The sequence below is a fragment of the Anaerobacillus arseniciselenatis genome, assembly GCF_001865995.1.
GTDB lineage: Bacteria > Bacillota > Bacilli > Bacillales > Anaerobacillaceae > Anaerobacillus > Anaerobacillus arseniciselenatis.
Genome location: NZ_MLQQ01000040.1, coordinates 119330 through 144414, shown reverse-complemented (window position 1 = coordinate 144414; position 25085 = coordinate 119330). Strand labels below are relative to the sequence as shown.

19 protein-coding genes are annotated in these 25085 nt (G+C 35.9%); 15 read left to right on the top strand and 4 right to left on the bottom strand.

Going from position 1 to position 25085, the window contains the following annotated elements:
- Nucleotides 1-153 precede the first annotated feature (153 nt).
- Nucleotides 154-1548 (top strand): aspartate aminotransferase family protein, encoded by a 1395-nt coding sequence (locus BKP35_RS13945; RefSeq protein WP_071313971.1) that lies wholly within the window; start codon nt 154-156, stop codon nt 1546-1548.
- A gap of 127 nt (nt 1549-1675) precedes the next feature.
- On the top strand, nt 1676-2530 hold the full coding sequence (locus BKP35_RS13940; protein ID WP_071313970.1) for a MurR/RpiR family transcriptional regulator: 855 nt from the start codon (nt 1676-1678) through the stop codon (nt 2528-2530).
- A gap of 314 nt (nt 2531-2844) precedes the next feature.
- Here BKP35_RS13940 and BKP35_RS13935 read toward each other — a convergent pair whose 3' ends face one another.
- The 3 genes from BKP35_RS13935 to BKP35_RS13925 all read right to left on the bottom strand — a co-directional run bounded on the left by BKP35_RS13935 (nt 2845) and on the right by BKP35_RS13925 (nt 7556).
- The gene (locus tag BKP35_RS13935; RefSeq protein WP_071313969.1) at nt 2845-4788 is read right to left on the bottom strand and encodes a TRAP transporter permease; all 1944 of its coding nucleotides are present in this window, start codon (nt 4786-4788) and stop codon (nt 2845-2847) included.
- A gap of 162 nt (nt 4789-4950) precedes the next feature.
- Nucleotides 4951-5898, bottom strand: coding sequence for a TAXI family TRAP transporter solute-binding subunit (locus BKP35_RS13930; RefSeq protein ID WP_071313968.1), 948 nt, complete (start codon nt 5896-5898; stop codon nt 4951-4953).
- A 287-nt stretch (nt 5899-6185) separates the two neighbouring features.
- Nucleotides 6186-7556, bottom strand: a complete 1371-nt coding sequence (locus BKP35_RS13925) for an MATE family efflux transporter (RefSeq protein ID WP_071313967.1) — start codon at nt 7554-7556, stop codon at nt 6186-6188.
- 270 nt (nt 7557-7826) lie between these two features.
- Here BKP35_RS13925 and BKP35_RS13920 point away from each other — a divergent pair, with 270 nt between their 5' ends.
- The 13 genes from BKP35_RS13920 to BKP35_RS13865 all read left to right on the top strand — a co-directional run bounded on the left by BKP35_RS13920 (nt 7827) and on the right by BKP35_RS13865 (nt 24679).
- A complete protein-coding gene (locus tag BKP35_RS13920; RefSeq protein WP_169819231.1) occupies nt 7827-8702 on the top strand; it encodes an AraC family transcriptional regulator in 876 nt (291 codons plus the stop codon).
- Nucleotides 8703-8799: 97 nt separating this feature from the next.
- A complete protein-coding gene (locus BKP35_RS19650; RefSeq protein ID WP_169819230.1) occupies nt 8800-8940 on the top strand; it encodes a hypothetical protein in 141 nt (46 codons plus the stop codon).
- Nucleotides 8941-9340: 400 nt separating this feature from the next.
- Nucleotides 9341-10627 (top strand): extracellular solute-binding protein, encoded by a 1287-nt coding sequence (locus BKP35_RS13915; protein WP_071313965.1) that lies wholly within the window; start codon nt 9341-9343, stop codon nt 10625-10627.
- 66 nt (nt 10628-10693) lie between these two features.
- Nucleotides 10694-12001: a sugar ABC transporter permease gene (locus BKP35_RS13910; protein WP_071313964.1), complete on the top strand. Its 1308-nt coding sequence runs from the start codon at nt 10694-10696 to the stop codon at nt 11999-12001.
- A 5-nt stretch (nt 12002-12006) separates the two neighbouring features.
- Nucleotides 12007-12849, top strand: a complete 843-nt coding sequence (locus BKP35_RS13905; RefSeq protein ID WP_071314116.1) for a sugar ABC transporter permease — start codon at nt 12007-12009, stop codon at nt 12847-12849.
- A 139-nt stretch (nt 12850-12988) separates the two neighbouring features.
- Nucleotides 12989-14656, top strand: coding sequence for a glycoside hydrolase family 13 protein (locus BKP35_RS13900; protein WP_071313963.1), 1668 nt, complete (start codon nt 12989-12991; stop codon nt 14654-14656).
- A 252-nt stretch (nt 14657-14908) separates the two neighbouring features.
- The gene (locus BKP35_RS13895) at nt 14909-17287 is read left to right on the top strand and encodes a glycoside hydrolase family 31 protein (RefSeq protein ID WP_071313962.1); all 2379 of its coding nucleotides are present in this window, start codon (nt 14909-14911) and stop codon (nt 17285-17287) included.
- Between the two features lie 73 nt (nt 17288-17360).
- A complete protein-coding gene (locus BKP35_RS13890; protein ID WP_071313961.1) occupies nt 17361-18401 on the top strand; it encodes a LacI family DNA-binding transcriptional regulator in 1041 nt (346 codons plus the stop codon).
- Nucleotides 18402-18789: 388 nt separating this feature from the next.
- On the top strand, nt 18790-19875 hold the full coding sequence (locus BKP35_RS13885) for an AI-2E family transporter (protein ID WP_071313960.1): 1086 nt from the start codon (nt 18790-18792) through the stop codon (nt 19873-19875).
- A gap of 1512 nt (nt 19876-21387) precedes the next feature.
- Nucleotides 21388-21756, top strand: coding sequence for a rhodanese-like domain-containing protein (locus BKP35_RS13880; protein WP_071313959.1), 369 nt, complete (start codon nt 21388-21390; stop codon nt 21754-21756).
- A 772-nt stretch (nt 21757-22528) separates the two neighbouring features.
- On the top strand, nt 22529-23221 hold the full coding sequence (locus tag BKP35_RS13875) for a DUF1538 domain-containing protein (protein WP_071313958.1): 693 nt from the start codon (nt 22529-22531) through the stop codon (nt 23219-23221).
- Nucleotides 23218-23970 (top strand): DUF1538 domain-containing protein, encoded by a 753-nt coding sequence (locus tag BKP35_RS13870; RefSeq protein WP_071313957.1) that lies wholly within the window; start codon nt 23218-23220, stop codon nt 23968-23970. Before BKP35_RS13875 ends, BKP35_RS13870 begins: the two co-directional genes overlap by 4 nt.
- Entirely contained in the window at nt 23945-24679 is a 735-nt protein-coding gene (locus tag BKP35_RS13865; RefSeq protein WP_071313956.1) for a P-II family nitrogen regulator, read from the top strand. The genes BKP35_RS13870 and BKP35_RS13865 overlap by 26 nt, the downstream gene beginning before the upstream one ends.
- A gap of 167 nt (nt 24680-24846) precedes the next feature.
- Here the strand turns inward: BKP35_RS13865 and BKP35_RS19200 are convergent, their stop codons facing one another.
- Nucleotides 24847-24981: a DUF3941 domain-containing protein gene (locus BKP35_RS19200; RefSeq protein ID WP_139192886.1), complete on the bottom strand. Its 135-nt coding sequence runs from the start codon at nt 24979-24981 to the stop codon at nt 24847-24849.
- Nucleotides 24982-25085 lie beyond the last annotated feature (104 nt).

Genomic DNA, 25085 nt, shown 5'->3' with positions numbered 1-25085 from the left:
CATTTAATAGATTATGAAACAAATATTTCAAAAAATAATATTTTTGAATTTAACCCTTCACAAATGAAGTGATTTATCATAAAATGAAATAAATAATTCAAAAAAATGAAATTATGAAATTAAAACTAACGAAAAGGTGGAGAATAATAAAAAATGGCTATCCAAAAGGTTGATTATCCATTACCGGATTATTTCGAAAGGACGAGTAAATCATTAGAATGGATGAAGAAAGCGAAAGAAGTAATGCCAGGTGGAGTGACAGCTAACATTAAATCGTTTGACCCATATCCAATTGTTATGGAAAAAGGAAATGGTGCTCATTTAACGGATGTGAACGGCAATGAATATATCGATTATTTACTTGCTTATGGCGCTTTAATGCTAGGGCATGGTCACGAAAAGATTACTGAAGCGATAACAAAGCAATTACACCAAAATGGAACTTGCCTTTTCGGAACGCCACATGAATTAGAATATACGTTTGGGAAAAAAATACAACAACATTATCCGTCAATGGAGTTGTTACGATATACGAACTCAGGTACTGAGGCAACTTTGTTAGCATTAAGACTTGCTTATGCTTATACAGGAAAGTATAAGATTGCTAAATTTGAAGGACATTATCACGGAGGTTACAACGAAGTATTAGTAAGCGTATCCCCTCCATTAAATGAAGCTGGTGAGGAACTAAATCCTAATTCTGTTATTGAATCAAAAGGAGTTCCTGAAAAAGAAGCAGAAAATACGATTATCCTTCCTTTTAACGAATTAGAGGCATGTGAAGCCATTTTGAGAAGGCACCAGCATGATCTAGCGGCTGTGATGATCGAACCTGTCCAAGGCGGATTTATTCCAGCTACAGAAAAGTTTATAAAAGGCCTAAGAGAAATAACGAAAGAACTAGGGATACTTCTTATTTTTGACGAAGTAAAAACAGGTTTTCGGGTTGCTATAGGTGGAGCGCAACAATTATATAACGTCAAGCCGGATATTACAGCTTTAGGTAAAGTCATCGGTGGAGGATTTCCCATTGGAATTGTTGGTGGTAGAGAGGAAATTATGCTTGAAAGTTCACCTAGAAGAGGCGCTGATGTCTTTGACTCGAGCCAAAGTAAAAAATCAAAGTCTAAAGATGTATTATTCCATAGTGGGACTTATAACGGACACCCAATGATTTTAGCGGCAGGTTTAGCAACAGTAGAAGTTTTAGAAGAAAAAATTGAAGATGTTTTTAAAAATACAGCTTTTTTAAAACAGCAATTAGAGCAATTATTCAAACGATATAAGATCGGAATGAAAGCGATTGGCATAGGGTCAATTTTTAGTGTAGTATTAACTAATAAGGAGAATATTCGTAATTATCGTGACCTCCAGCAAACTGACCTATCGCTTAGAAAAGAAATTGATTTGCATCTTTTAAATGAAGGAATTTATACGAAGCCTTTAAATAGATACAGTTTATCAACTGCTCATGGTATAAAAGAAATTGATGCGACAATAAAAGCATATGAAAGAGTATTGAGCAAAGTTTGTGGCGGTCACCATTAATCTATAATTTTACTCTTTAAGATGTTCATGAACGATAATATATGTTTGAAACTAAGGGGTTACACGAGTTGTGTGTAGTGTAGCTCCTTCTTTCATTTTAAAGGGGATCGTTAGGTGGGTGAGGTCAATGTTAGAAAGTGAAGTGTACCGTAGAATTGTTGATACACAGGAAAAAATGAGTAAGTCACATAAAAAAATAGCAAACTATTTAATTGAAAATATGGAGACAGCACCATTTTTAACAGCGTCAAAATTAGCCAAAAACGTTGGTGTCGGGGAAGCGACCGTCATTCGGTTTGCTGTATTTTTAAATTATAAAGGATATCCCGATTTACAACGGCATTTGCAAGAAGCTTTGCAACGTAAGTGGACTTCTGCAGAAGTATTTGCACATACGACAGAAGAAAATGAAGAGCCCGCGAATGTTGTGAAAGAAGTTTTATATGATGACATCCAAAACTTAAAAGTTACCTTAAATCAAATCGATCCTGAGGTTTTTTTACAAACGGTTAATGATATTCGTAAAGCGAAAAGAATATATATCATAGCTTATCGGAGTGCTACGAGTGTAGGTTCATTTCTAGAGTTTTATTTAGACTTAGTTCTTCAAAATACAGAAATGATTCGTCAGGCTGACGGTGTTTCTGAACATTTACTTGATATAAAGAGCGATGACCTTGTTATTGGCTTTGGTTTTGCACGTTATACGAAAAGAACGGTCGAAGTTTTAAAGTATGCAAATCAAAGGGGGGCAAAAACGGTTGTGATCACAGATCACCTAATGTCGCCACTCGTTCCTTATGCGGATCGAGCTTTAATAGCAACAACAGACATCAACTCATTTATTGATTCCTTTGCGGCTCCAATTAGTATTGTTAGTGCGTTAATTACCGCCGTAACGAGAGCCGAGCAAGTGAAAGTTGAAAAGCGCTTAAAGGATTTAGAAGGGTTATGGGATAGCTTTGATGTTTTTCAGGACTAGCTTTTTTGAGTTGAGAGTTATGAGTGTTGAGTTTTGAATGTTGAGTTAAGAGTTTTGAGTTGTTTGGGGCTTAGTCTTGAGGCTGGTGGTTGCTACACTCGCTTGTAGTAGTTCTTACCGGACATATTCCGTTAATCTACAAAAATCCGCTATTTTACCATCTTTTCGGTGCATCCAAGATGTCCGCTAAAGTAAAAAATATGGGCTGTCCGAATAAGTGTCAAAACACTTTTTGGACAGCCCTTTCGTATGGATGATAAGAAATGTAAAAAACTTTGGCAGCTGTCTAGCTCCGGCGCCTTGCGCTTTTCTTATTACGCCATTGCTTTTGTTGGTTCATTTTTTCTTTTTCGTAAAAACTGAATTAAGCCGATAATAACTAGTAGCACTAATCCAATTCCAGAAACATATAAGTTTCCAGGGTAAACGAGTAAAATGCCTGCTGCAAATAATCCAATTCTTTCAATCAGTAATGGCGTATAAATAAAGTAGTTCATCATTGCCGCACTGATTGCTGCCATTCCGATTAATGCCGTTAAAAGGACAGGTGTAAATGTCGCAAATGTAGCATCTTCAAGTACGAGTACAGGATTATAAACAAACACGTACGGAATAATGAAGGCTGCAATTGCAATCTTAAATGCTGTAATTCCTGACTTCATAGGATTTGCCTTTGCTATTCCTGCCCCTGCATAAGCTGCTAATGAAACAGGAGGAGTGATATCGGCAACAATCCCGAAATAGAAAACGAACATATGGGCAGCAATAACAGGTACACCAAATTCAAGTAAAGCAGGTGCTGCCATTGAAGCAGTAACTACGTAATTTGCTGTAGTTGGTAAACCCATTCCTAGTAAAATACAAGCAAACATCGTAAAGAATAACAGTAAGAAGAAATTTCCACCAGCTAAATCTAAAATTCCACCGGCAATTTTACCGCCTAGCCCTGTAAATACAACTATTCCTACGATTATACCAGCACTCGCACACGCAGCTATGACAGGAAGTGCGACTCTTGCACCTTGTTCAAACGCTTGAAAAAGATCTTTAATCGACATACGCGTATCACGTCTCGTCAAACTTACCAAAAATGATACTAAGATCCCCCAAAGAGCTGCGTACGTTGGCGTATAACCGTAAAATAATAACCCAACGATCGTGAATAATGGTAAGAGCAAATCTGCACGTTTCGCTAAACTCTTAAAAGAAGGTAGTTCACTTTTCGGTAAACCTAAAATTCCTTGCTTTTTAGCTTCAAAGTGAACCCCCATAAATACTCCTGAAAAATATAAAAGAGCAGGAACAATCGCAATTAAAATAATTTCACTATAAGGAACACCTGTATATTCTGCCATAATGAAGGCAGCAGCTCCCATGATTGGTGGCATAATTTGTCCACCAGTAGAAGCGGATGCTTCCGATGCTGCAGCGAATTCTGGCCTAAAGCCTGCCCGTTTCATCATTGGAATAGTAAAAGAACCTGACCCAACAGTGTTGGCAACAGAACTTCCTGTTACCATACCTTGAAGTGCACTAGCGGATACTGCAGCTTTTGCTGTTCCACCAGTGAAGCGTCCAGTAGCCCCAAAGGCTAAATCGTTAAAAAACTTTCCAATACCAGTTTTTGTTAACATTACACCAAAGAACAAGAATAAATAAATGAATGTTGCAGATATTTGAATTGGAATTCCGAAAATCGCATTATCACTATAAACAAGTCTTCGAACTAATCCTTCCCATGAGAAACCTCTGTGACCAAATACAGGGATGTAGCTTCCCCATAATCCATAAGCAATGGCAAGTAGTGCGATAATGACGATCGGCAAACCAACGGCACGACGTGTTGCTTCTAAAAGTAGTGCAATGGCTAAAGAAGCGACGACAATATCCATCGTTGTAAATCCAGTGGTAAGTGCTCTCGTTGTTAACCATTCATAATTATATACAACATAAAAATTACATGCTAATGATAGAAATGCCAAGACGACATCATACCAAGCAATCCCTTTATGGCGTATTAATGATCGCTTCGCCGGATATAAAAGATAAATTAATGATAAACCTGCACCAAGGTGGATCGCCCCTTGGATCATTGATACGTAAGAACCTTTAAGAGCAGTATAAAGTTGGAAAAACGTTAATGAAATTGCTATAACACTAATAATTAACGCCCATTTTCCAACATTAATTCGATAAGCAGACTCTCGGTCGTACTTAGCTAATAACTCTTGTTCTGAAACGTTTTTTTCGTTAGCCATAAAACCACCACCTAAAAAATAATAAAACCGATGAAAAAGTAGGACTGCTAATTCCTGCTTTTTCATCGATACCCGTTTTGAACGGACATATAATTGTTACGTATTTCACTAGTAACTTGAAAAATAGACCGGACATTTAGTTTGCCCGGTCTATTGATTTTATTACCTTAGACCAATTTCTTGGAAATATCTTTCAGCACCTGGGTGGAAAGGAAGACCTTCAGACCCTAAAAGTGCATTATCTTTAGTTAAATGTCTTGCTTGGTCATGAGTAACATTACCAGCCTTTTCAAACATTGCTTTTGTGATCTCATATCCTAAATCTTCATCAACTGAATCAAGCGAACCAACTAGAACAGCATAAGCAGTTACTGTGCTCACGGGAGCATCAAGGAAATCATAAGCATCTGCTGGGATTTCTAAATGACCGTAACCACTATTTTCTAAAATGTAGTCTAATGCGTCACCTTCAACATCTAAAATTTTAATATCACGGTTTAAGGCTAACTCTGTAACCGCAGAAGCTGGTAAACCTAGTAATCCGAATAATGCATCGATATTACCATCTTGTAATTGTCCAGCCGCATTCCCGAAACCTTCAGCAAATGGAGTGTAATCACCATCTTCAACACCGTAAGCTTCAAGAATTAAAGTAGCTGCATCTTGTGTCCCACTTCCTGCAGGTCCAATAGCTACACGCTTCCCAGCTAAATCAGCAATTGAATCAATACCAGAATCAGCTCTTACTACTACTTGCATCACTTCTGGGTATATATGGCCCATAAAACCGAAGTTCTCAACAGGAGATTCGAAAGCTCCTACACCATTAAGAGCATCTTGTGCTGGTAAATGAACCGTCATTCCTAAATCCATTTCACCTTGCCCAATCATCGAAAGGTTTTCAACAGATGCACCAGACGATACAGCACTTACTGAAAGACCTTCAACTTCAGCAGTTACAACATTAGCAATCTCTGTTCCAAGTGGATAGTATGTACCACCAGGACTTCCAGTTCCTAGTTGCAGTTGCGTATCAGTCTCACCACAAGCAACTAAAAGCAAAGAAACACTGAAAACTAAACTGAACAGTAGAGTCAATTTCTTTTTCATTTTCATTCCCCCTATATTTTATTTTTTAGTAAGATTCCTATTAACATAATGAAAAAAGGAATCCCTTCTTTATTTAAGCAGAATGTCCTTTTATTGTCAAAAATTATTCGTATGTAAAAAAACACCAAAAAGCGATGAATTTAGTTGATTTTTATAAAAAATGCCATTTTTTCGTAATATTTAGACGATTGTAAAGCAGCAGAGCGATATCCATATCTTAGCTATTATTTCTTGGTGAAATAAACAGCCTTGTTCAGGACAATCGCTCTGCTTTTTATATACAACCGCTATGAAGCTTCAGAATCTTTTTCTACAAAGGACATTTGTTGCCACTTTTTAGAACGCCATCGTCTTAACATTAACAAGCCTCTTAGCCATTCATCGACAATAAAGGCGATCCATACACCAATCAATCCTAATTCAAACACGATACCTAAAACATATGAAAGAGTTACAGCAACTCCCCACATTGATAAAATACCGATATAAACAGGATATTTAACATCTCCGGCTGCCCTTAAGGAGTTAATAACGACTAAGTTAAAAGCTCTACCAGGCTCTAAAATAATCGTAAGTAAAATAAGTGTCGTTCCAAGGGTAATGATATCCGGGTTTTCTGTAAAAATACCAAATAATGATGAACTAAAGAAAGAAAAAATAATTGCCATACTCGTCGAGACTAGTATCGCAAGCTTTAAGCTTTTTAAACAACGTTTATAAGCAGCTTGTAATTTTTCAGCGCCAACATATTGACCAATTAAAATTTGAGTACCTTGGCCGATCGCAATTGAAAATAATAATATAAACATCATTATATTTTGAGTGTAAACCTTCGATGTTAATGCAATTGTCCCCATTGAAGCAATAAAGTAAGTAATGGCTATTTGAGAAGTGTTATAAGATAAATGTTCTCCAGCAGAAGGAATGCCAATCTTTAATAATTTTTTTAATTCTGTTTTCGGGAATGATTTAAAAACATGGGTAAATGGTAAGCTGCCTTTAATCCGATAATGAAGCAATATGAACATCGCAATTAGTCCGATCGTACGACTAGTTGCCGTCGAGATTGCTACACCAGTTACTCCTAAAACTGGAAACCCGAAAGGACCGAAAATAAAGAAATAGTTACCAATCACATTAATTAAATTCATGCCCATCGTGACGTACATTGCATCTTTTGTAAAACCGTGACTACGAATGATTGCTGCAATTGTCATGATTAGTGCTTGAATAAAGGCAAACCCACCAACGATCCGCAAATACATTAAAGATGCATCCATTAACTCTGGAGGTATATTCATTGCTCTCAAAATGTAGGGAGCAAAAAACACTAAAATAGCACTAAGGACTAGGCCGAAAGCTAAATTTCCTACAATTGATACAACAGCGATTTTATTTGCGTCTTGCTCTTTTTTTGCGCCAATATATTGCGCAATTAAAATTGCAGTTCCTGTGGCTATAAACCCGAACATAACGATAATCACATTGATTAACTGATTGGAAACTCCTACGGAAGCCACTGCATTATCATCATATTGGCTTAACATGAGAGTGTCGGCATTTCCCATTAACATATGCAAAAAGATTTCAATAAAAATAGGCCAAGTTAACGCAAATAAAGTTAATTTAGCCCCATTGTTTTTTTTGGTATTTTTCATTATTGTTTTCCACCTCATCTGCCAATTTTATCTACAATGAATTTCATAATTTATTATTATCGCCACTAAGGTCAAAAATATAGTTGCGTTAAAACCATTCGCAAACTATATATTGGGTGATGTGGCTCATTTTTGGTAATTATGAAATTCAGTCAAGTAATTGGACAATAACGAATTTTTCAGTATCATTATTGTAACGGTTTTTAAAAGCATAAAAAAGACATAATGTCGATGATAATTGGACGATTTCGACTTAAAGGAGTGGGACTAGTGAACACATTAATTTTTGAAGTACCGCCGTTTCCAACATATATCGCCGGAAGTAAAGATTGTTTTAATGAAGGCAAAAAACATATGAGACGTTGTACTTTTTCAGTTTTCGATCTTTTAATTGTAAACAAAGGAGTGCTCTATATTTGTGAAGATGGAGTAAAGTACGATGTGAAAGCTGGAGAGTATTTAATTCTTATGCCAGGATTAGAACACTTCGGATATAAAGCCTGTACGGTTGATACCCATTATAGTTGGATTCATTTTTGTTTAGAAAAACCTTATGTATTAAAAAATTGTACTGATATTAATTGGGGAATGGTTCTCAAGCAGGAACATACGTATATAGAATCAGCAAAGCATATGTTTCACATTCCGAGGTATGGAAAAATAGGGAGTCAAGAATTTATAAATCACGAACTGGATCGTCTTTTTTCATTTAATGATACGAATAGTCCGGAAAAACGTTTAAAAGAACAAATTGTTTTCCAAGAGTTAATTTTACAATTACAAAAAGATTCAATCCAAATTCCAACGAGCGCAGAACAAGTAACAAAACAAGTGATTACGTTTATTCAAAAAAATTATCAAAAAGAAGCAATAAAGATGGAGGACATATCAAAACAGTTATTATTTCATTCTGATTATATTACACGCTGTATGCAAAAAACATTAGGAATAACACCTTTGCAATATTTAACATCCTACCGCCTCTCTATAGCGAAAAAACAGCTTACAACAACAAATGAAAAATTAGATTCAATCTCTAGACAAGTAGGTATAGCGGATAGTGCCTATTTTTCTAGGTTATTTAAAAAGGTAGAGGGGATAACTCCGAATGAATATCGTAGATTAGCTAAACGAGAAGGGAAGTAAAGATAGAACTTTAGTTCTATTTTTATTATAAAATATAAAAACTATTGGATGTTAATATAATTTTCAGTAAAATTAAGCTATAAACTAACGCAATCGTTTGCTCTCGACAAAAACAAGTTCGGTTTTATCTAAAAATACCGAGAAAATATTAGCTGATGTCTCAATGCAAGATGAAAATACAACGGATATAGATCATTTACTACAAAGATTGCAAACGAGTGCAGATGATTTTTATTAACGATTATATCTTTGCTAAAAAGTGATGAAAGCGAGTGTTAATCTAAGAAATTATAAAGTATTAAAAAAAATGCTTGTCATATTAAGAAAGCGTAAGTATAATGAGAATTAAAGATACGGTGCAAGCGATTTCACAAGAGGTATTAAATAGTAATATTTTTTTGTGATTGTTGCGCAACCGTTTGTCTTAATTTGAGTTTTGGGATGGCCAACTTACATAATGACTGGAATTCGGGAAAAATCACTATAAAAATAATTAGTATATGATCTAAAATTTGTCGCAAATTATTTTATAGGCTAATCATTTTAGAAGTGATTTCTCATGAGAGGCAACATTCATGTATTTGGAGATCATTTCAAGTACTTAAAATCCTTTATAAAATTAAAAGGGGGAAAAAGAAATGTTTAAAAAGTCAACATTATTAATGATGATGCTAGTGTTAGTTTTTTCTTTAGCATTAGCGGCGTGTGGGCCACAGCGTGATGCTGAGCCAGAACCAACTCCAGGTGAAACAGGAGACGAAGTAACAGACGAAACGGCCGTAGACGAGCCTAAGCCAGAAAGTTTAACAATGTGGGTTAACGATGAAGAAACTCAACTTCAAGCATACGAGGATATCGCTGCTGATTATGAAGCAGAAAGAGGCATTGCAGTTAATATCGTTCCTATGTCAATGTTAGACCAATTAGATGCATTATCTTTAGATGGTCCTGCAGGTCTTGGACCAGATTTATTCATTCACCCGCATGATAGAGTAGGTGCGATTTACTTACAAGGTTTAGCGGCTGAATTAGATTTAACGGCTGATCAATTAGCTGGTTACCAAGAAGGAGCGCTTGAAGCCTTAAGTTATGAAGGCTTCCAATTTGGTATTCCTGCAGTTGTTGAAACTTACGGATTATTTTATAACACTGATTTAATTCCTGAAGCTCCAGAAACAATGGATGAGCTTTTAGACATCGCTAGAGACTTAACAAATGCTGCAAATGATGAGTACGGTTTCTTAATGGAAGCGACAAACTTCTATTTCACATATCCGTTCTTAGCTGGCCCTGGTGGTTACGTATTTGGACGTGACGCTGATGGTGCTTACGATATTACTGATATCGGATTATCGAATGAAGGTGCAGTACAAGGTGGACAATTAATCCAATCTTGGTTTGAAGAAGGGTTAATGCCACGTGGAATTACTGGAGATGTAATGAGTGGTTTATTTATGGATGGAAAAGTTGGAGCGGTCGTAACGGGGCCTTGGAGCATTCCTGATTTTTCTGACGCTTTAGGTGAAAACTTAGCGGTTACAACATTACCAACAATAGATGGTAACAACTTAAACTCATTTTCTGGTGTTAAAGGATGGTTCGTATCTGAGTATAGTGAGAACAAAGATTGGGCTACTGACTTAGCGTTATTCATTACGAATGCAGAAAACAGTGAGCACTACTTTAACCTTGCTGGTGAAATTCCTGCTCGTGACGATATTACAATTGATGATGAATTAAGAAACGGCATTTTAGCTCAAGCAGAATTTGCTGAACCGATGCCTAACGTTCCTGAAATGTCTCAAGTTTGGGATCCTATGGGCGATGCTTTAGAATTCATCTCTCAAGGTGATGATGTAGCAGAAGTATTAGAAGAAGCAGTTGAAGATATTCATGAGCAAATCGAAATGACTGCTGGTCAATAATTTAATGAATGAGCGGAAAGGGGCGACCTTTTTCGCTCCACTTTTTCAAGCAGGAGGAAAGTGTCCATGTCGTCTAAAAACGAACAACAAAATGTAGCAAACAAAAAAAATAACCATAACCCGACGTTAGCTACTCTATTATCAGTTGTCCCAGGTATCGGACAACTTTATAACCGGCGTTATATAAAAGGTTCAATTTTATTCATTCTCTTTGCTGCTTTCATTATAGCTTTTTATGACTTTTTAAATATGGGATATTGGGGATTGATGACACTAGGTGAGATTCCGAGGGTTGATGATTCACGTGTATTACTAAGTCAAGGGATTATCTCCCTCATTTTAACTGCCTTTGCTTTAACGTTTTATATCGCCAATTTAATCGATGCACGTAAGGACGCAAAGAGAATTCAAGAAGGTTGGACAATTCCATCGATGCGTGAGGCTTTTCGTGATGCATGGGATAAAGGGTTTCCTTATTTACTTGTAGGCCCAGGGCTATTTTTATTAGTATTCGTCGTTATCTTCCCACTATTATTTATGGTCTTTATAGCATTTACTAATTACAGTTTGTACAACTCTCCACCCAGACACTTATTAGAGTGGGTAGGATTTGACAACTTTAAAGCTTTAATTACGATGCCAATATGGCGAACAACGTTTTTAACGGTTCTTTCATGGACGTTAATTTGGACGTTTATCGCCACAACACTACAAATTGGTTTAGCTATGTTTTTAGCAATACTCGTTAATGATCCACGAGTTAAATTTAAACGATTAATTCGTACAGTACTTATTTTACCGTGGGCAGTACCAGCTTTCGTTACAATTATTATTTTCACAGCATTATTTAATGATAATTTCGGGGCGATCAATCGGGAAATTATTATCCCACTGTTCGGTGAAGGAATACCGTGGTTGTCAGATCCGTTTTGGACAAAAACCGCATTGATCATGATTCAAACATGGTTAGGGTTCCCGTTCGTATTTGCTCTATTTACTGGTGTTTTGCAAAGTATTTCTTCAGATTGGTATGAAGCAGCGGATATTGATGGAGCGAATCGTTGGCAAAAATTCCGTAACATCACGTTCCCACACTTGATGTTTGCCACTGCACCATTATTAATTATGCAATATGCTGGAAACTTTAATAACTTTAATATTATTTACTTATTTAACCAAGGTGGACCGGCTGTTCGCGGACAAAATGCCGGTGGAACGGATATCTTGATTTCGTGGGTTTACGGATTAACATTTGAAACACAAAATTATAATATGGCAGCGGCAATTTCCATTATCCTTGGTTTAATGGTTGCAGGATTTGCCTTCTTCCAATTCCGAAGAACTCGTTCCTTTAAAGAGGAGGGTAATTACTAATGGCTATGACGAAAAAAACGAAAAACACTTTAGAATTAACGGTAATATATGCGATTATTGCAGTGATGTTTGTGATCATTTTTTATCCTCTTCTATGGGCACTGGGGCTTTCACTAAATCCAGGAACAAGCCTATATGGAGCGCGAATGTTCCCAGAAAACTGGTCGTTCGTTCACTATGAATGGTTGTTCTTTGATCCAAGAAGTAATTACGTTCAGTGGTATAAAAACACTTTATTTGTTGCATTTACAACATCATTAGCGTCAACATTTTTTGTGTCACTTGTTGCTTATGCGTTTTCTAGATATCGCTTTGTCGGTCGTAAATATGGGTTATACGCATTTTTACTACTACAAATGTTCCCGGTTCTCATGGCGATGGTTGCATTATTTATTTTATTAAACATCATCGGATTACTTGACTCGTTATGGGGATTAATTCTTATTTACGTAGGTGGATCAATTCCGATGAATGCCTTCTTAGTCAAAGGGTACTTTGATACGATACCGAGAGAGTTAGATGAAAGTGCGAAAATTGATGGTGCAGGGCACTTTAGGATTTTCTTCCAAATTATGTTGCCACTTGCAAAGCCAATTTTGGCGGTAGTTGCATTATTCAATTTTATGGCGCCGTTCATGGACTTTATTTTACCGAGAATTGTTTTAAGAAGTCCAGAAAACTTTACGTTAGCACTAGGCTTATTTAACTTCGTAAATGACCAATTTGCAAATAACTTTACGAGATTTGCTGCAGGTGCAATCCTTGTAGCTGTTCCGATTGCTCTTATTTTCTTAATGTTACAACGTTACTTAATTTCAGGTTTAACATCGGGAGCGACGAAAGGATAAAGTTAATTACAATAGGATGATTTTATTTAATGTAGCAAACTTGCTTCATAAAAATAGTAAACAAACAGTTGAAAGAGGAGCTTACTATTAGCTCCTCTTTTCTAAATTAAAGAGCACCTAGAGAAAAGGAGAAGACAATATGAATAAAAAATGGTGGAAAGAAGCCGTAGCTTATCAAATTTACCCTCGTAGTTTTATGGATTCAAACGGAGATGGCATAGGCGACATTCAAGGTGTCATATCTAAATTAGATTACTTAAAAGGCTTAGGAATCGATGTAATTTGGATTTGCCCAATTTATAGTTCGCCAAACGATGACAATGGCTATGATATAAGTGATTATAAAGGGATTATGGATGAGTTTGGAACGATGGCAGACTTTGATGAATTACTCCAAGAAGTCCATGGTCGTGGTATGAAACTTATTATGGACCTCGTTATTAATCACACTTCAGATGAACATCCGTGGTTTATCGAATCGCGTTCTTCAAAAGAAAATCCATATAGAGATTATTATATTTGGCATCTTGGAAAAGAAGGGCGTGAACCGAATAATTGGGAATCAATTTTCGGTGGTTCTGCCTGGGAGTTTGATGAGAAAACGAATGAATACTTTATGCACGTTTTTTCACGAAAACAGCCAGATTTAAACTGGGAAAACGAAAAAGTAAGAAAAGAATTATATGAAATGGTCAATTGGTGGTTAGATAAAGGCATCGATGGTTTTCGTATTGATGCCATCTCTCATGTTAAAAAAGCTCCAGGCTTTCCTGATATGCCTAACCCTGAAAATAAGCGTTACGTACCTTCTTTTGACGGACATATGAATCAAGAAGGCATTGATGTTTTTTTAACAGAGTTGAAACAAGAAACGTTTGATCAGTACGATATTATGACAGTCGGTGAAGCCAACGGGGTAAAGGCTGAGGAAGCAGATGCGTGGGTAGGCGAGGAGAACGGTTATTTCAATATGATTTTCCAGTTTGAACATTTAGACCTATGGGGGAAAAATACTGATTCCGGTATTAACCTTCCTGCTCTTAAAGAAATTTTAACGAAATGGCAAACAGCATTAGATCAAAAAGGTTGGAATGCTTTATTTTTAGAAAATCATGATCAACCTCGTTCTGTTTCTACATGGGGGAAAGATGATCAGTATTGGGAGAAATCTGCTAAATGTTTAGCGACAATGTACTTTTTAATGCAGGGTACTCCTTTTATTTACCAAGGACAGGAAATTGGCATGACAAATGTCCAATTTGACTCAATTGAAGATTATAATGATGTTGCAATAAAAAATATGTACGCTAATGAAATTGAGAGTGGACGTTCTCATGATGAAATAATGGAGATCATTTGGAAAAATGGTCGAGATAATTCGAGAACACCGATGCACTGGAATGATGAAAAAAATGCTGGGTTTACTAGTGGTGAGCCGTGGTTAAAAGTGAACCCTAATTATAAACATATCAATGTTGAAGAAGCAATGAAAGACGAAAATTCCATTTATCATTATTACAAAAATTTAATCAAACTTCGCAAAAACTTTACAGAATTAATTTACGGTACTTATGAGCTTATCTTAAAAGATGATCCGAAAATTTATGCTTATACTAGAAGTTTTGAAGGGGAAAAAACAATCGTAATAACGAACCTTTTTGGAGATGAAGCAAAGTTTGTTATTCCAGATCGTTTTAAGGATTACACGTGTGAACTTTTAATGAGTAACTATGAAGTTGATTCTGACGCCGACCTGTCAGACATCTTATTAAAACCTTATGAAGCAAGAGTTTATAAATTGGTTTAGTTGGCTAGTTGGTTTGTTGGTTAGTTGGTTAGGAAGTCGAGCCTGATTTTTTCATCCGAGATGGTGACGATGTTCGTCATGAGATTTTGTCTGAAAAAAGGTGGGTGCTTTTGCGAACGAACGTCTGAGATTCTTTAGAAGGTCAAGGTGAAGTGAGGAAAAGCGCCCGCCTTTTCTATCTTAGATGGTGACGAGTAATTTATCATGCGATTTTTTAAGATATCGTCTTGCATTCATTAAGGAGGGAAAAACATGGAAGATACAAGTTTTGCGATTCACCCTGGAACGAAAAAACAGTTAATTGGTGACAATTTTAAAGATATTGGTGATCTTTTATCATTTAATATTGAGGCTGATGTTGTTTATTTTAAAACGGTCAATGGCCATGTTGCGATAATGTTTTATAATGATAAAACGGCACGAATCGTTATGAATCAAAAAAAACGCCCTCAGTTGAAATCAAGTTTTGCGGTAATTAAAGAACAACAAGGCGTTAAGCTCGAAGTAGTAGATAATAAAGATTTTGTAGAACTAAAAACGGCTACCATCGTTATCAATATTTCAAAAAAGCCTTTTAGAGTGTCGGTACTCGACAATGAAGGGAAAACCTTAGTTTCTGAAACTGATAAAGGGATGGCTTTCAATGAAAAAAGTGAAGTCATTTGCTATAAAAAAATGACAGATGACGATCATTTTTACGGGTTTGGTGAAAAAACTGGTTTTCTAGATAAACGTGGTGAAAAGATGGAAATGTGGAATACCGATGTGTATGCTCCACATAACCCAGAAACTGATCCGTTATATCAATCGATTCCGTTTTTTATAACGCTACGTGAAGGAAAGGCTCATGGAATATTTTTTGATAATACTGGTAGAACTCACTTTGATTTAAAGTCAGAGAAAGATACGTACTCATTTAAGGCAGATGTTGGGCAAATCGATTATTATGTATTTGCTGGTCCGACTATGAAAGACGTATTAAAGCAGTATACGGAATTAACTGGAACGATGCCAATGCCCCCTAAATGGGCGTTAGGGTATCACCAATCACGCTATAGTTATGAAACGGAAGAAGAAGTAAGACAACTTGCAAATGATTTTATCGAAAAAAAGATTCCTGTCGATGCGATTTATTTAGATATTCATTATATGAATGAATATCGTGTATTTACATTTGACAACGATCGTTTTCCAACGCCGAAAGCTATGGTTGAAGATTTGAAAAAAGCAGGTATTAAAGTGGTTCCGATCGTAGATCCAGGCGTAAAGGAAGACCCTGAATATTCCATTTATCAAGAAGGTGTAAAAAACAATCATTTTTGCAAATATCTTGAAGGTAATATTTATTTTGGTGATGTATGGCCTGGTAATTCAGCGTTTCCTGATTTCACAAAAACGAATACTCGCCAGTGGTGGGGAGAGCAACATAAATTTTATGCTGATTTAGGAATTGAAGGTATTTGGAATGACATGAATGAACCCGCGGTGTTTAATGAAACGAAAACGATGGATGTTAAAGTAATGCACGACAATGATGGTGATTCAAAAACACATCGAGAGTTACACAATGTATACGGTTTTTTGATGGGAGAAGCAACGTTTGAAGGTATGAAACAACATTTACACGGAAAGCGGTCATTTTTACTAACAAGAGCTGGTTACGCAGGAGTACAACGCTATGCTTCAGTATGGACAGGTGATAATCGTTCTTTTTGGGAACACTTGCAACTCGCTTTACCGATGTGCATGAACCTAGGAATGTCAGGTGTTCCTTTTTGTGGGCCAGATGTTGGTGGATTTGCACATGACGCAAGTGGAGAGCTATTAGTACGTTGGACACAATTTGGAACGTTTACTCCTTATTTCCGCAACCATAGTGCAATAAATACGGTCCGACAAGAACCTTGGTCTTTTGGGGAAGACGTTGAGCAGCTGGCGAAAAAATATATTGAACAACGATATGTGTGGCTTCCACATTTATATACATTGTTCCGTGAAGCAAATCAAACAGGGCTCCCTGTGATGAGACCGCTCGTTTTAGAATATCCAACTGATGAGAATACATTTAATTTGTCTGATCAGTTTATGATTGGTGACAATGTCATTGTTGCACCTATTTTAACACCGACAACTAAACACCGTGTCGTTTATTTACCAGAAGGAAAATGGGTGAATTATTGGACGGATGAAGTGCTTTTAGGAAATAAGCATCATCTTGTTGAAGCACCGATCGATATTTTACCTATTTTTATTAAACAAGGGACGGTTATCCCACATGGAACGATTAAGCAGTCAACAGCAACTCCTGAAGACGAACTAACATATCACATTTATCTTGGTGACGAGGGCCGTACAGAATACAAACTATATGAAGATGATGGTACAACTAATCGTTATGATGAAGGGGAAACGTTTGATCAAGAGCTCGTGTGTGAATACAGTTCAAGTATTGTAAACATTTCTTTGCGAGAAGCAAACGGCAGTTATGATCCGAGTTGGACAATAGAAACGTTAGTATTGCATAACGTTAATAAAGGTGTAGATGTTTTTGTAAACGGTGAGCAGATTTCAATTACGAATCAGCTATTTGATAAAACGAAAAAAACATTAAAAGTTAGTGTAGAAAGGTAAAAAATACATTGTTAATATAATGAAAAATAGCTACACTAAAAATAAGAAATAAAAGTGGAAAAGAGGGGGAACTATGGCGGTAACAATTAAGGATGTTGCAAAGCTTGCAAATGTTGCGCCTTCCACTGTATCTCGAGTTATTGCTAACAGTCCTAGAATTAGTCAAAAAACAAAGGACAAAGTTCGAGAGGCGATGGAAAAGCTCGGTTACCATCCAAATTTTAATGCAAGAAGTTTAGCAAATAAAAGTACAAAAACGATTGGGATTGTGATGCCAAGTTCAGCAAATAAAGCGTTTCAAAATCCTTTCTTCCCAGAAGTGATTCGTGGAATTAGTACAAAAGCTCACCAACAAGGTTTTGGATTATATTTATCAACTGGACAATCCGAAGATGAAATTTTCCAAGAAGTTGTTCATATGGTTCAAGGTGGCAGGGTAGACGGCATTATTTTACTTTATTCAAGAATTAATGACCGAATTATGCCTTATTTACAAATGCAAAAGTTTCCGTTTGTCTTGATTGGGCGCCCATACGGAGATCAACTAGACGAACAAATCACATATGTCAACAATGATAATTTTAAAGCTTCCAAAACTGTTACAGAGTATTTAATATTACTCGGTCATCAACATATTGCTTTTATCGGTGGAGAGCTAGACTTTGTAATTACGGTTGACCACAAAAAGGGATATGAACAGGCGTTACAAAATGCGAAGATCCCGTTTAAAGAGGAGTTTGTCGTTTATCATAAGGAACTACAAGAAGGTGGACAAGATGCCGTCATTGAACTGATGAGCTTATCAGAGCCGCCAACAGCTCTCGTCGTCTCTGATGATATTATGACCTTTGGTGTTATGCGAATGTTGAGTGAAATGGGGATGAGTGTTCCTGAAGATATTTCAATTATTAGCTTTAATAACGTGTTAATCTCTGAACTTTCATCACCCCCTATGACGACAGTGGATATTAATATTTTTGGATTAGGTTTTGAAGCAACAAATTTATTAATTGAAAAAATTCAACTTCCTTCATTGGAACCAAAAAATGTTATTATTCCACATAAATTAGTAAAACGACAAACGTGCAAAAAAATGGCATTACAAAACAACTAGACGAGAAAAGGGTGACTTAATTAAGGCGATGAAGTTTTAACATAACTTCACTTTAATTAGTCATCTTTTTATTACTTATACAAAACCCTGATGACGGCATCCCACAATCTAAAATGTAAAAGAACGAGCAATTTCCCTCTCTTCGCTTTAAACTTCTAACGAAATTTAGAGGCTCGTTCAGGATATATATTGATCTTAGTAGCGCTAAATATGAATTATGAAATTCATTAAACTACCAACATTCGGCTTTCCAACTAGATAACTAGCGACAAACCAACAACCCACTATACCAACTTAATTCATATTTCTAAAAAATGTTAAAGATTTGTGATATAATTTATAAAGTTAAAATTTTGTAGTTTTTGGTTAAGAAAGTAGGTGTCGCCAATTGGCTCAATATAAATGGTTTCGTGTGTTTCTAGGTATTATTATGGTTTTCATCATTATTTATTTAGGGTCTTTAGTTCAGTTTATTTTCCGTCCTTTCGTCGTTTTTGTTGAAACTTTATTTTTCCCGGTTTTACTCGCTGGGGTATTATATTATTTGTTTCGTCCGGTAGTGAATTGGTTACATAAGCAAAAGGTTCCAAAGACGTATGCAATTATTATGATCTATTTAGGAGTTATCGGTTTGTTAACGGTTTTAGTTTTATTAATCGGACCTACCTTACAAAAACAGGTCAATAGTTTAATCGATAATTTACCTTATTTAGTCAATGAAATGCGTGCTCTTATTATTCAATTGCAAGATAACGAGTGGATTGATCGCTTCCAAGCGACCGATATATTATCTCTTGATAAACTAGCAGCCAATATGACTCAATATGTGAATCAAGCTTTTAATATTGTTAGTTCAAATATTGCCGGATTAATTGGTTTTATAACGAATGTCGTTATCGTTTTTATCATTATTCCTTTCATTTTATTTTACATGTTGAAAGAAGGGGAGAAAGCACCTAACCAAGTGCTAAAGCTTTTACCTGAAAAGCAAAGAATAGAAGGTGAAAGAATTTTAAATGATATGGACTTTAAGCTTAGCTCTTATATTCAAGGACAAATTCTTGTCAGCTTTTGTGTAGGAGTGCTAATGTTTGCTGGCTTTTTAATTATTGGCATTGATTATTCGTTAATTCTTGCTTTAATCGCAATGTTTACGAACATTATTCCTTTTGTAGGTCCATGGATTGGTACGATTCCCGCTCTAATCGTGGCAATTATAGATTCACCATTTATGGTATTTAAAGTATTGGCAGTTATTTTAATCGTGCAACAATTTGAAAGTAATTTTATTTCACCGCAAATCATGGGGAAAAAACTTGCGGTCCACCCATTAACAATTATCTTATTATTAATTGTTGCAGGGAGATTTGCTGGCATTATCGGAATGCTTCTAGCTGTTCCGACTTACGCCGTATGTAAAGTTGTCGTTGGTCATACTTATCGCTTACTAAAATTAAGAAATAAAGTTGAATAGAAGTTTGTAAGTGTCAAGGCGCTCGCTTTTAGCGAAACGGATTAATATTGGGAAAAATAGCATTTAATTCTGCTTCTAATTAACAGCGAATTTAGCATATTTAATGAACAATGCAATTAGCATAGAAAGGGGCTGTCCAAAACAAAGTGTCCGACACTTGTTTTAGGACAGCCCATTTCTACTTATGTTCTCATTTCTCCTAAAAATAATTGTTCTTATTTAGTTGAGTGAATTTCATAATTACCAAAAAAGAGTCACATCAAACAATATATAGTTGCAAAGTGTTTTGGTGCAACTATATATTGATCTTAGTGACGAGAATAATGAATTATGAAATTCATTAAGTTAGGTAAACTTCTACTTTGTTTTAATGTAATAGGTGTCACCTAATGGGAATGGGGAGTAAACAGTATGTTGTTGCTTCACAGTATGGGAGGAGTGCGCAGTAAAAGAGAGAACAGAATGCTCATTTAGAAGCTTATGATTACTCATCTCTTTTTTTGAGCTAGGAAGAGAAAGCATTTCGGTGTTATGATTACTCTTTTCTTGCTTTGAGTCGAGAAGAGAAATCATTCAGGCGTTTTGATTACTCATCTCTTGGATTGAGTCAAGAAGAGAAATCATTTGGCGTCACCCTACACCATACAGTGGATTTGACGAGTGCTTTTAACAGATACTGGAATTCACGCTCGCTTATCTATGCTTTAGACGAGCGTGTTTAACAGATACTGGAATTCACGCTCGCTTATCTATGCTTTAGACGAGCGTGTTTAACAGATACTGGAATTCACGCTCGCTTATCTATGCTTTAGACGAACGTATTTAACAGATACTGGAATTCACACTCGCTTATCACTGGTTTTGATGCGCGTGTTTTACAAATACTGTAATATCCGTGCGCCAATCGCCGTTTTGATACGTGTATTTTACATAAATTGTAATATCTGTGCATCAATCGGGTTTTGATACGTGGATTTTACAGATGCTGTAATTTTTGTGCAACAATCGGCGTATTGATGCGCGCATTTTACAGAAATTGTAATATCTCTGCACCAATCCGCATTTATGCACAGTCTCCCATACGAGAATTACATTCATACTAAACGCTGACTAGCTATGTCATGGCGTTTTGTATGAAAAGAGGCGGATGATTTCGTGAACGAGCCTCTGATATTCGAAAGAAGGTCACAGCGAAGAGAAGGAAATCATCCGCCTTTTCCATATTAGATGGTGAAGATACATCGTATGAAAGTTTTGTATGTAAGTCAGATTACTTTATTTTATATAACATAAAATTTATTATATAAGCATCACTGAGTGAATTTCATGATTACAAAAAATGAGCCACATGCAATATATAGTTTGCGAATGGTTTTGACGCAACTATATATTGATCTTAGTGGCGGAAATAATGAATTATGAAATTCATTACACTAAATAAATATTGTGAGTAGATAGTTTTTAACTCGATAAAATAAAAAAGCTTCAAGCTAAGAAAGAGAGGGAACAACATTGGCTTTTGTACACGAAGGAATTAAACAAATTGATGTAAATGAGTTAAAGGAAATCATTAAAGACCAACCGAAAGATGTAGTGATGATCGATGTGAGAGAACGAGAGGAATATGATGAATTTCATATTCCAGGGGTCCCACTTATACCGATGCATAATATTCCGAATATCATAACCGAATTAAAGAAGGATAAGGAGTATATTCTTGTTTGTCGCAGTGGTAATCGAAGTCATCACGTAGCACGATTTTTAAAGGAAAATGGAATTAAAGAAGCTCATAATTTTTATGGTGGGATGCTCACTTGGGATGAAGAAGTAAAAACTGGATTAGAAAACGTCGTCGATGATGTATCTAAGTTATATAAATAAGTAACGGACCTCTTTGTGATTTAAATTAATGAAGTAGTACTAAAACAGAGGTTCTTTTCAAAAAAGTTGTTACTTTTAGCTTTTGTGATTGTTGTCAGCGAAGCATCGTCTTCACGCTTTTCGTAAAACTTTGGAAGTGAGGAGGCTATCCGATTAATGTTTTCCCCTTTCCTCTATGAAGGGACATAAACACTATTTTTTGGCTAGTCTCTGCTCTTTAATCACTTTTATTAACAGTATATGATCTTGCAAAAATCATTTAATAGTTTTAGTTTGTCCCCAAATCATAGCTCTTCCTATTCTACCTTATACATTGACATCAATTTATCGATTATTCCCTCCTGTATATTCTTTTTAAAGTTATTCGTTTTGTTTTATTTTCAGATGATTAACCTTGAATGACCTCCTCAAAATAATTTACACTCATTATCACTGTCTATGTTACATAATGATATTATCTTATAGTTATAAGTAACGTATTTTTTGAATATATGTTATAATAATTATAATTAATTAATAAATTAGAAATTAAAAGTTTATTCTTTAAATATAATGGTAAATACCAACTAAAAGAGGTGAGGTCATGGCAATTATTGTGATTTGTAAAAAGTGTAAAGGTACAGGAAACGTGGAAAAAACTTTACTGAAATTCCTTAATGTAAAATCAAAATGTTCAGTTTGCCATGGAAAAGGGAAAAGAGATATTTCAAAGTCAAAAAATACTTACTATAGTTAATGTTGTTTATTTTTTAAAATAGGAGAGGAGACAGTTATGCAAGATTTCAAGGATACAATTAAAGAAGTTATCTATGCCGTCATTCCAATTACGTTAGTTGTCATCATCCTGCAATTTACAATTATATGGTTACCGTTTGAAATGTTTTTGCAATTTTTAGTAGGGGTCGCCTTTGTTACTGTTGGTCTTATCCTCTTTCTTTTAGGGGTGCATATCGGTCTTTTACCCGTTGGAGAAATGATTGGATCGTCATTACCGAAAACGAATAAGTTATGGATGATTTTATTTTTTGGTTTCTTATTAGGCTTTGTCGTTACCGTTGCTGAGCCGGATGTACGTGTGCTAGCAACGCAAATTGACCTTGTTTCAAATGGTGAAATTTCAAGTAATATTCTTATTTATTCAGTTGCTTTAGGGGTTGGAATTTTTGTCGCGCTTGCAATGTTAAGAATTATCTTTAATATTAAAATTACCCACCTTTTAATGGGTGGATATGGGTTAGTGTTTTTATTAGCAGCTTTTACCCCTGCAAATTTTATTCCGATTTCTTTTGATGCAGGTGGGGTAACAACGGGTCCAATGACTGTTCCATTTATTTTAGCGTTAGGTGTAGGTGTTGCCTCTGTTTTAAAAGGGAAAGCAACTTCAAGTGATAGCTTCGGGCTAGTGGCGTTAGCTTCTATAGGTCCGATTTTAGCAGTCCTTATTTTGGGGGTGATCTACGGATGACAATTCATGTTTTTAAAGGATTTAGCCATGTATTGCTCGAAGTTACATTTGCATTAATTCCGTTAATTATCTTTTTCCTGATTTTTCAATTCTTCTTTTTAAAATTAGATAAGAAAAAATTAATCAATATTGGTAAAGGGCTTGTTTTATCGTTTTTTGGATTAGCTTTTTTCCTACAAGGAGTTCATGTCGGCTTTTTTCCTGTAGGTGAGATGATTGGGGAGAAACTAGGGAGTTTATCATACCGGTGGATTTTAATCCCGATTGGGTTTATATTTGGTTTTGTGGCAACATTTGCAGAACCTGCCGTCCGTATCTTAAACCATGAAGTCGAAAAAGTTTCCGGTGGATCGATATCACAAAAAATGATGCTCTATACATTATCGATAGGTGTGGCAGTTTCAATTGCAGTATCGATGCTCCGTATATTATTAGGGATCCCGTTATGGTATTTTGTTATTCCAGGGTATTTGATTGCACTAGTATTAATGTTTTTTTCTTCCAGAAGGTTTACAGCAATAGCGTTTGACTCAGGGGGAGTTGCAACTGGTCCAATGACGGTGACGTTTATTTTAGCGATTGCAGTCGGAGTTGCATCGGTAATGGAAGGGCGCGACCCACTAATAGATGGATTTGGTATGATCGCATTAGTCGCATTATCGCCAATAATTTCTGTCCTTACATTAGGGCTTTTATTTGAAGGAAAGGGGCGAGAACAAAGCAATGAACACCGTAAACAAGGCGCATAAACTTATTGTAACTATTGTCAAAAAGGGACAAGCAAAAAAGGTCGTAAAAGTTTCCAAACGAGCCGGTGCAGAAGGTGGCACAATTATTTTAGGGCGTGGAACAGGTGTCCATGAAAATAAATCATTTTTAGGTATACCGATCATTCCTGAAAAAGAAATCATTTTAACTCTTGTTGGTAGTGATATAAGTAATAGAGTTTTATCAGCCATTGAAGAAGAGGCTAACCTCTGTTGTCCAGGGACAGGGTTAGCAATGGTTATAAATACGAAGACAATCACAGGGATTGCTCATTTACTCGGGATTAATACTTATATAAATGAATGGACGGAGGTAAAATCTTGTATGGAAAATCAAGCAGTACTTTATGATCTCATTGTTTCTATTGTTAACAAAGGGGATGCGGATGAAGTCGTTGAAGCTTCAAAAAAGTCCGGTGCAGAAGGTGGAACAATTATTTCAGGACGTGGAACAGGAATTCATGAGCAAGCAAAACTATTTAACATTCCTATTGAGCCGGAAAAAGATATCGTATTGACGTTAATTGACCGCGAGAAGACAGCGCATGTATTAAAAAAGATTGATGAAGATGCAGGATTAAATCAACCTGGAAAAGGTATTGCCTTTGTTCTTGAAGTTGAGAAGACGATTGGTATTAACCACATTTTAAATCGAATGGTGAATGAAAAATTCAGTGATAATGATGCCTAAATAAAAGGAAAGGGCTGTCCCAAAAGTGTCTGACACTTTGTTGGGATAGCCCGTTTGCTTAAAGATAAGCATATAATTTTGAACTTTGAAAGCTGTCTAGCTTCAGCGCCTACGGGCAGGTCTTCCACCGGTTTTCGCCGATAGGCGGGCGCTTTGCGCTTTTCTTATTATAGATGATCTGTTTTCTTTGAAAATTGTCTTTCTCCGCGTTCTTCTGCATTCTTTTCTCTTAAAACATTTTTCATGTGACGTTTTGCATTATTATCTTGCTTCTTTTTATCATCGTCTTTTGTATGAGGCATTCATAAAACTCCTTTCAGATCGTTCTAACGATATTATCTCCAAAACGAATACTCCTATGTAAGCGGAAATGAAGTTCGTATTGAAATACCATTTTTATCATTAC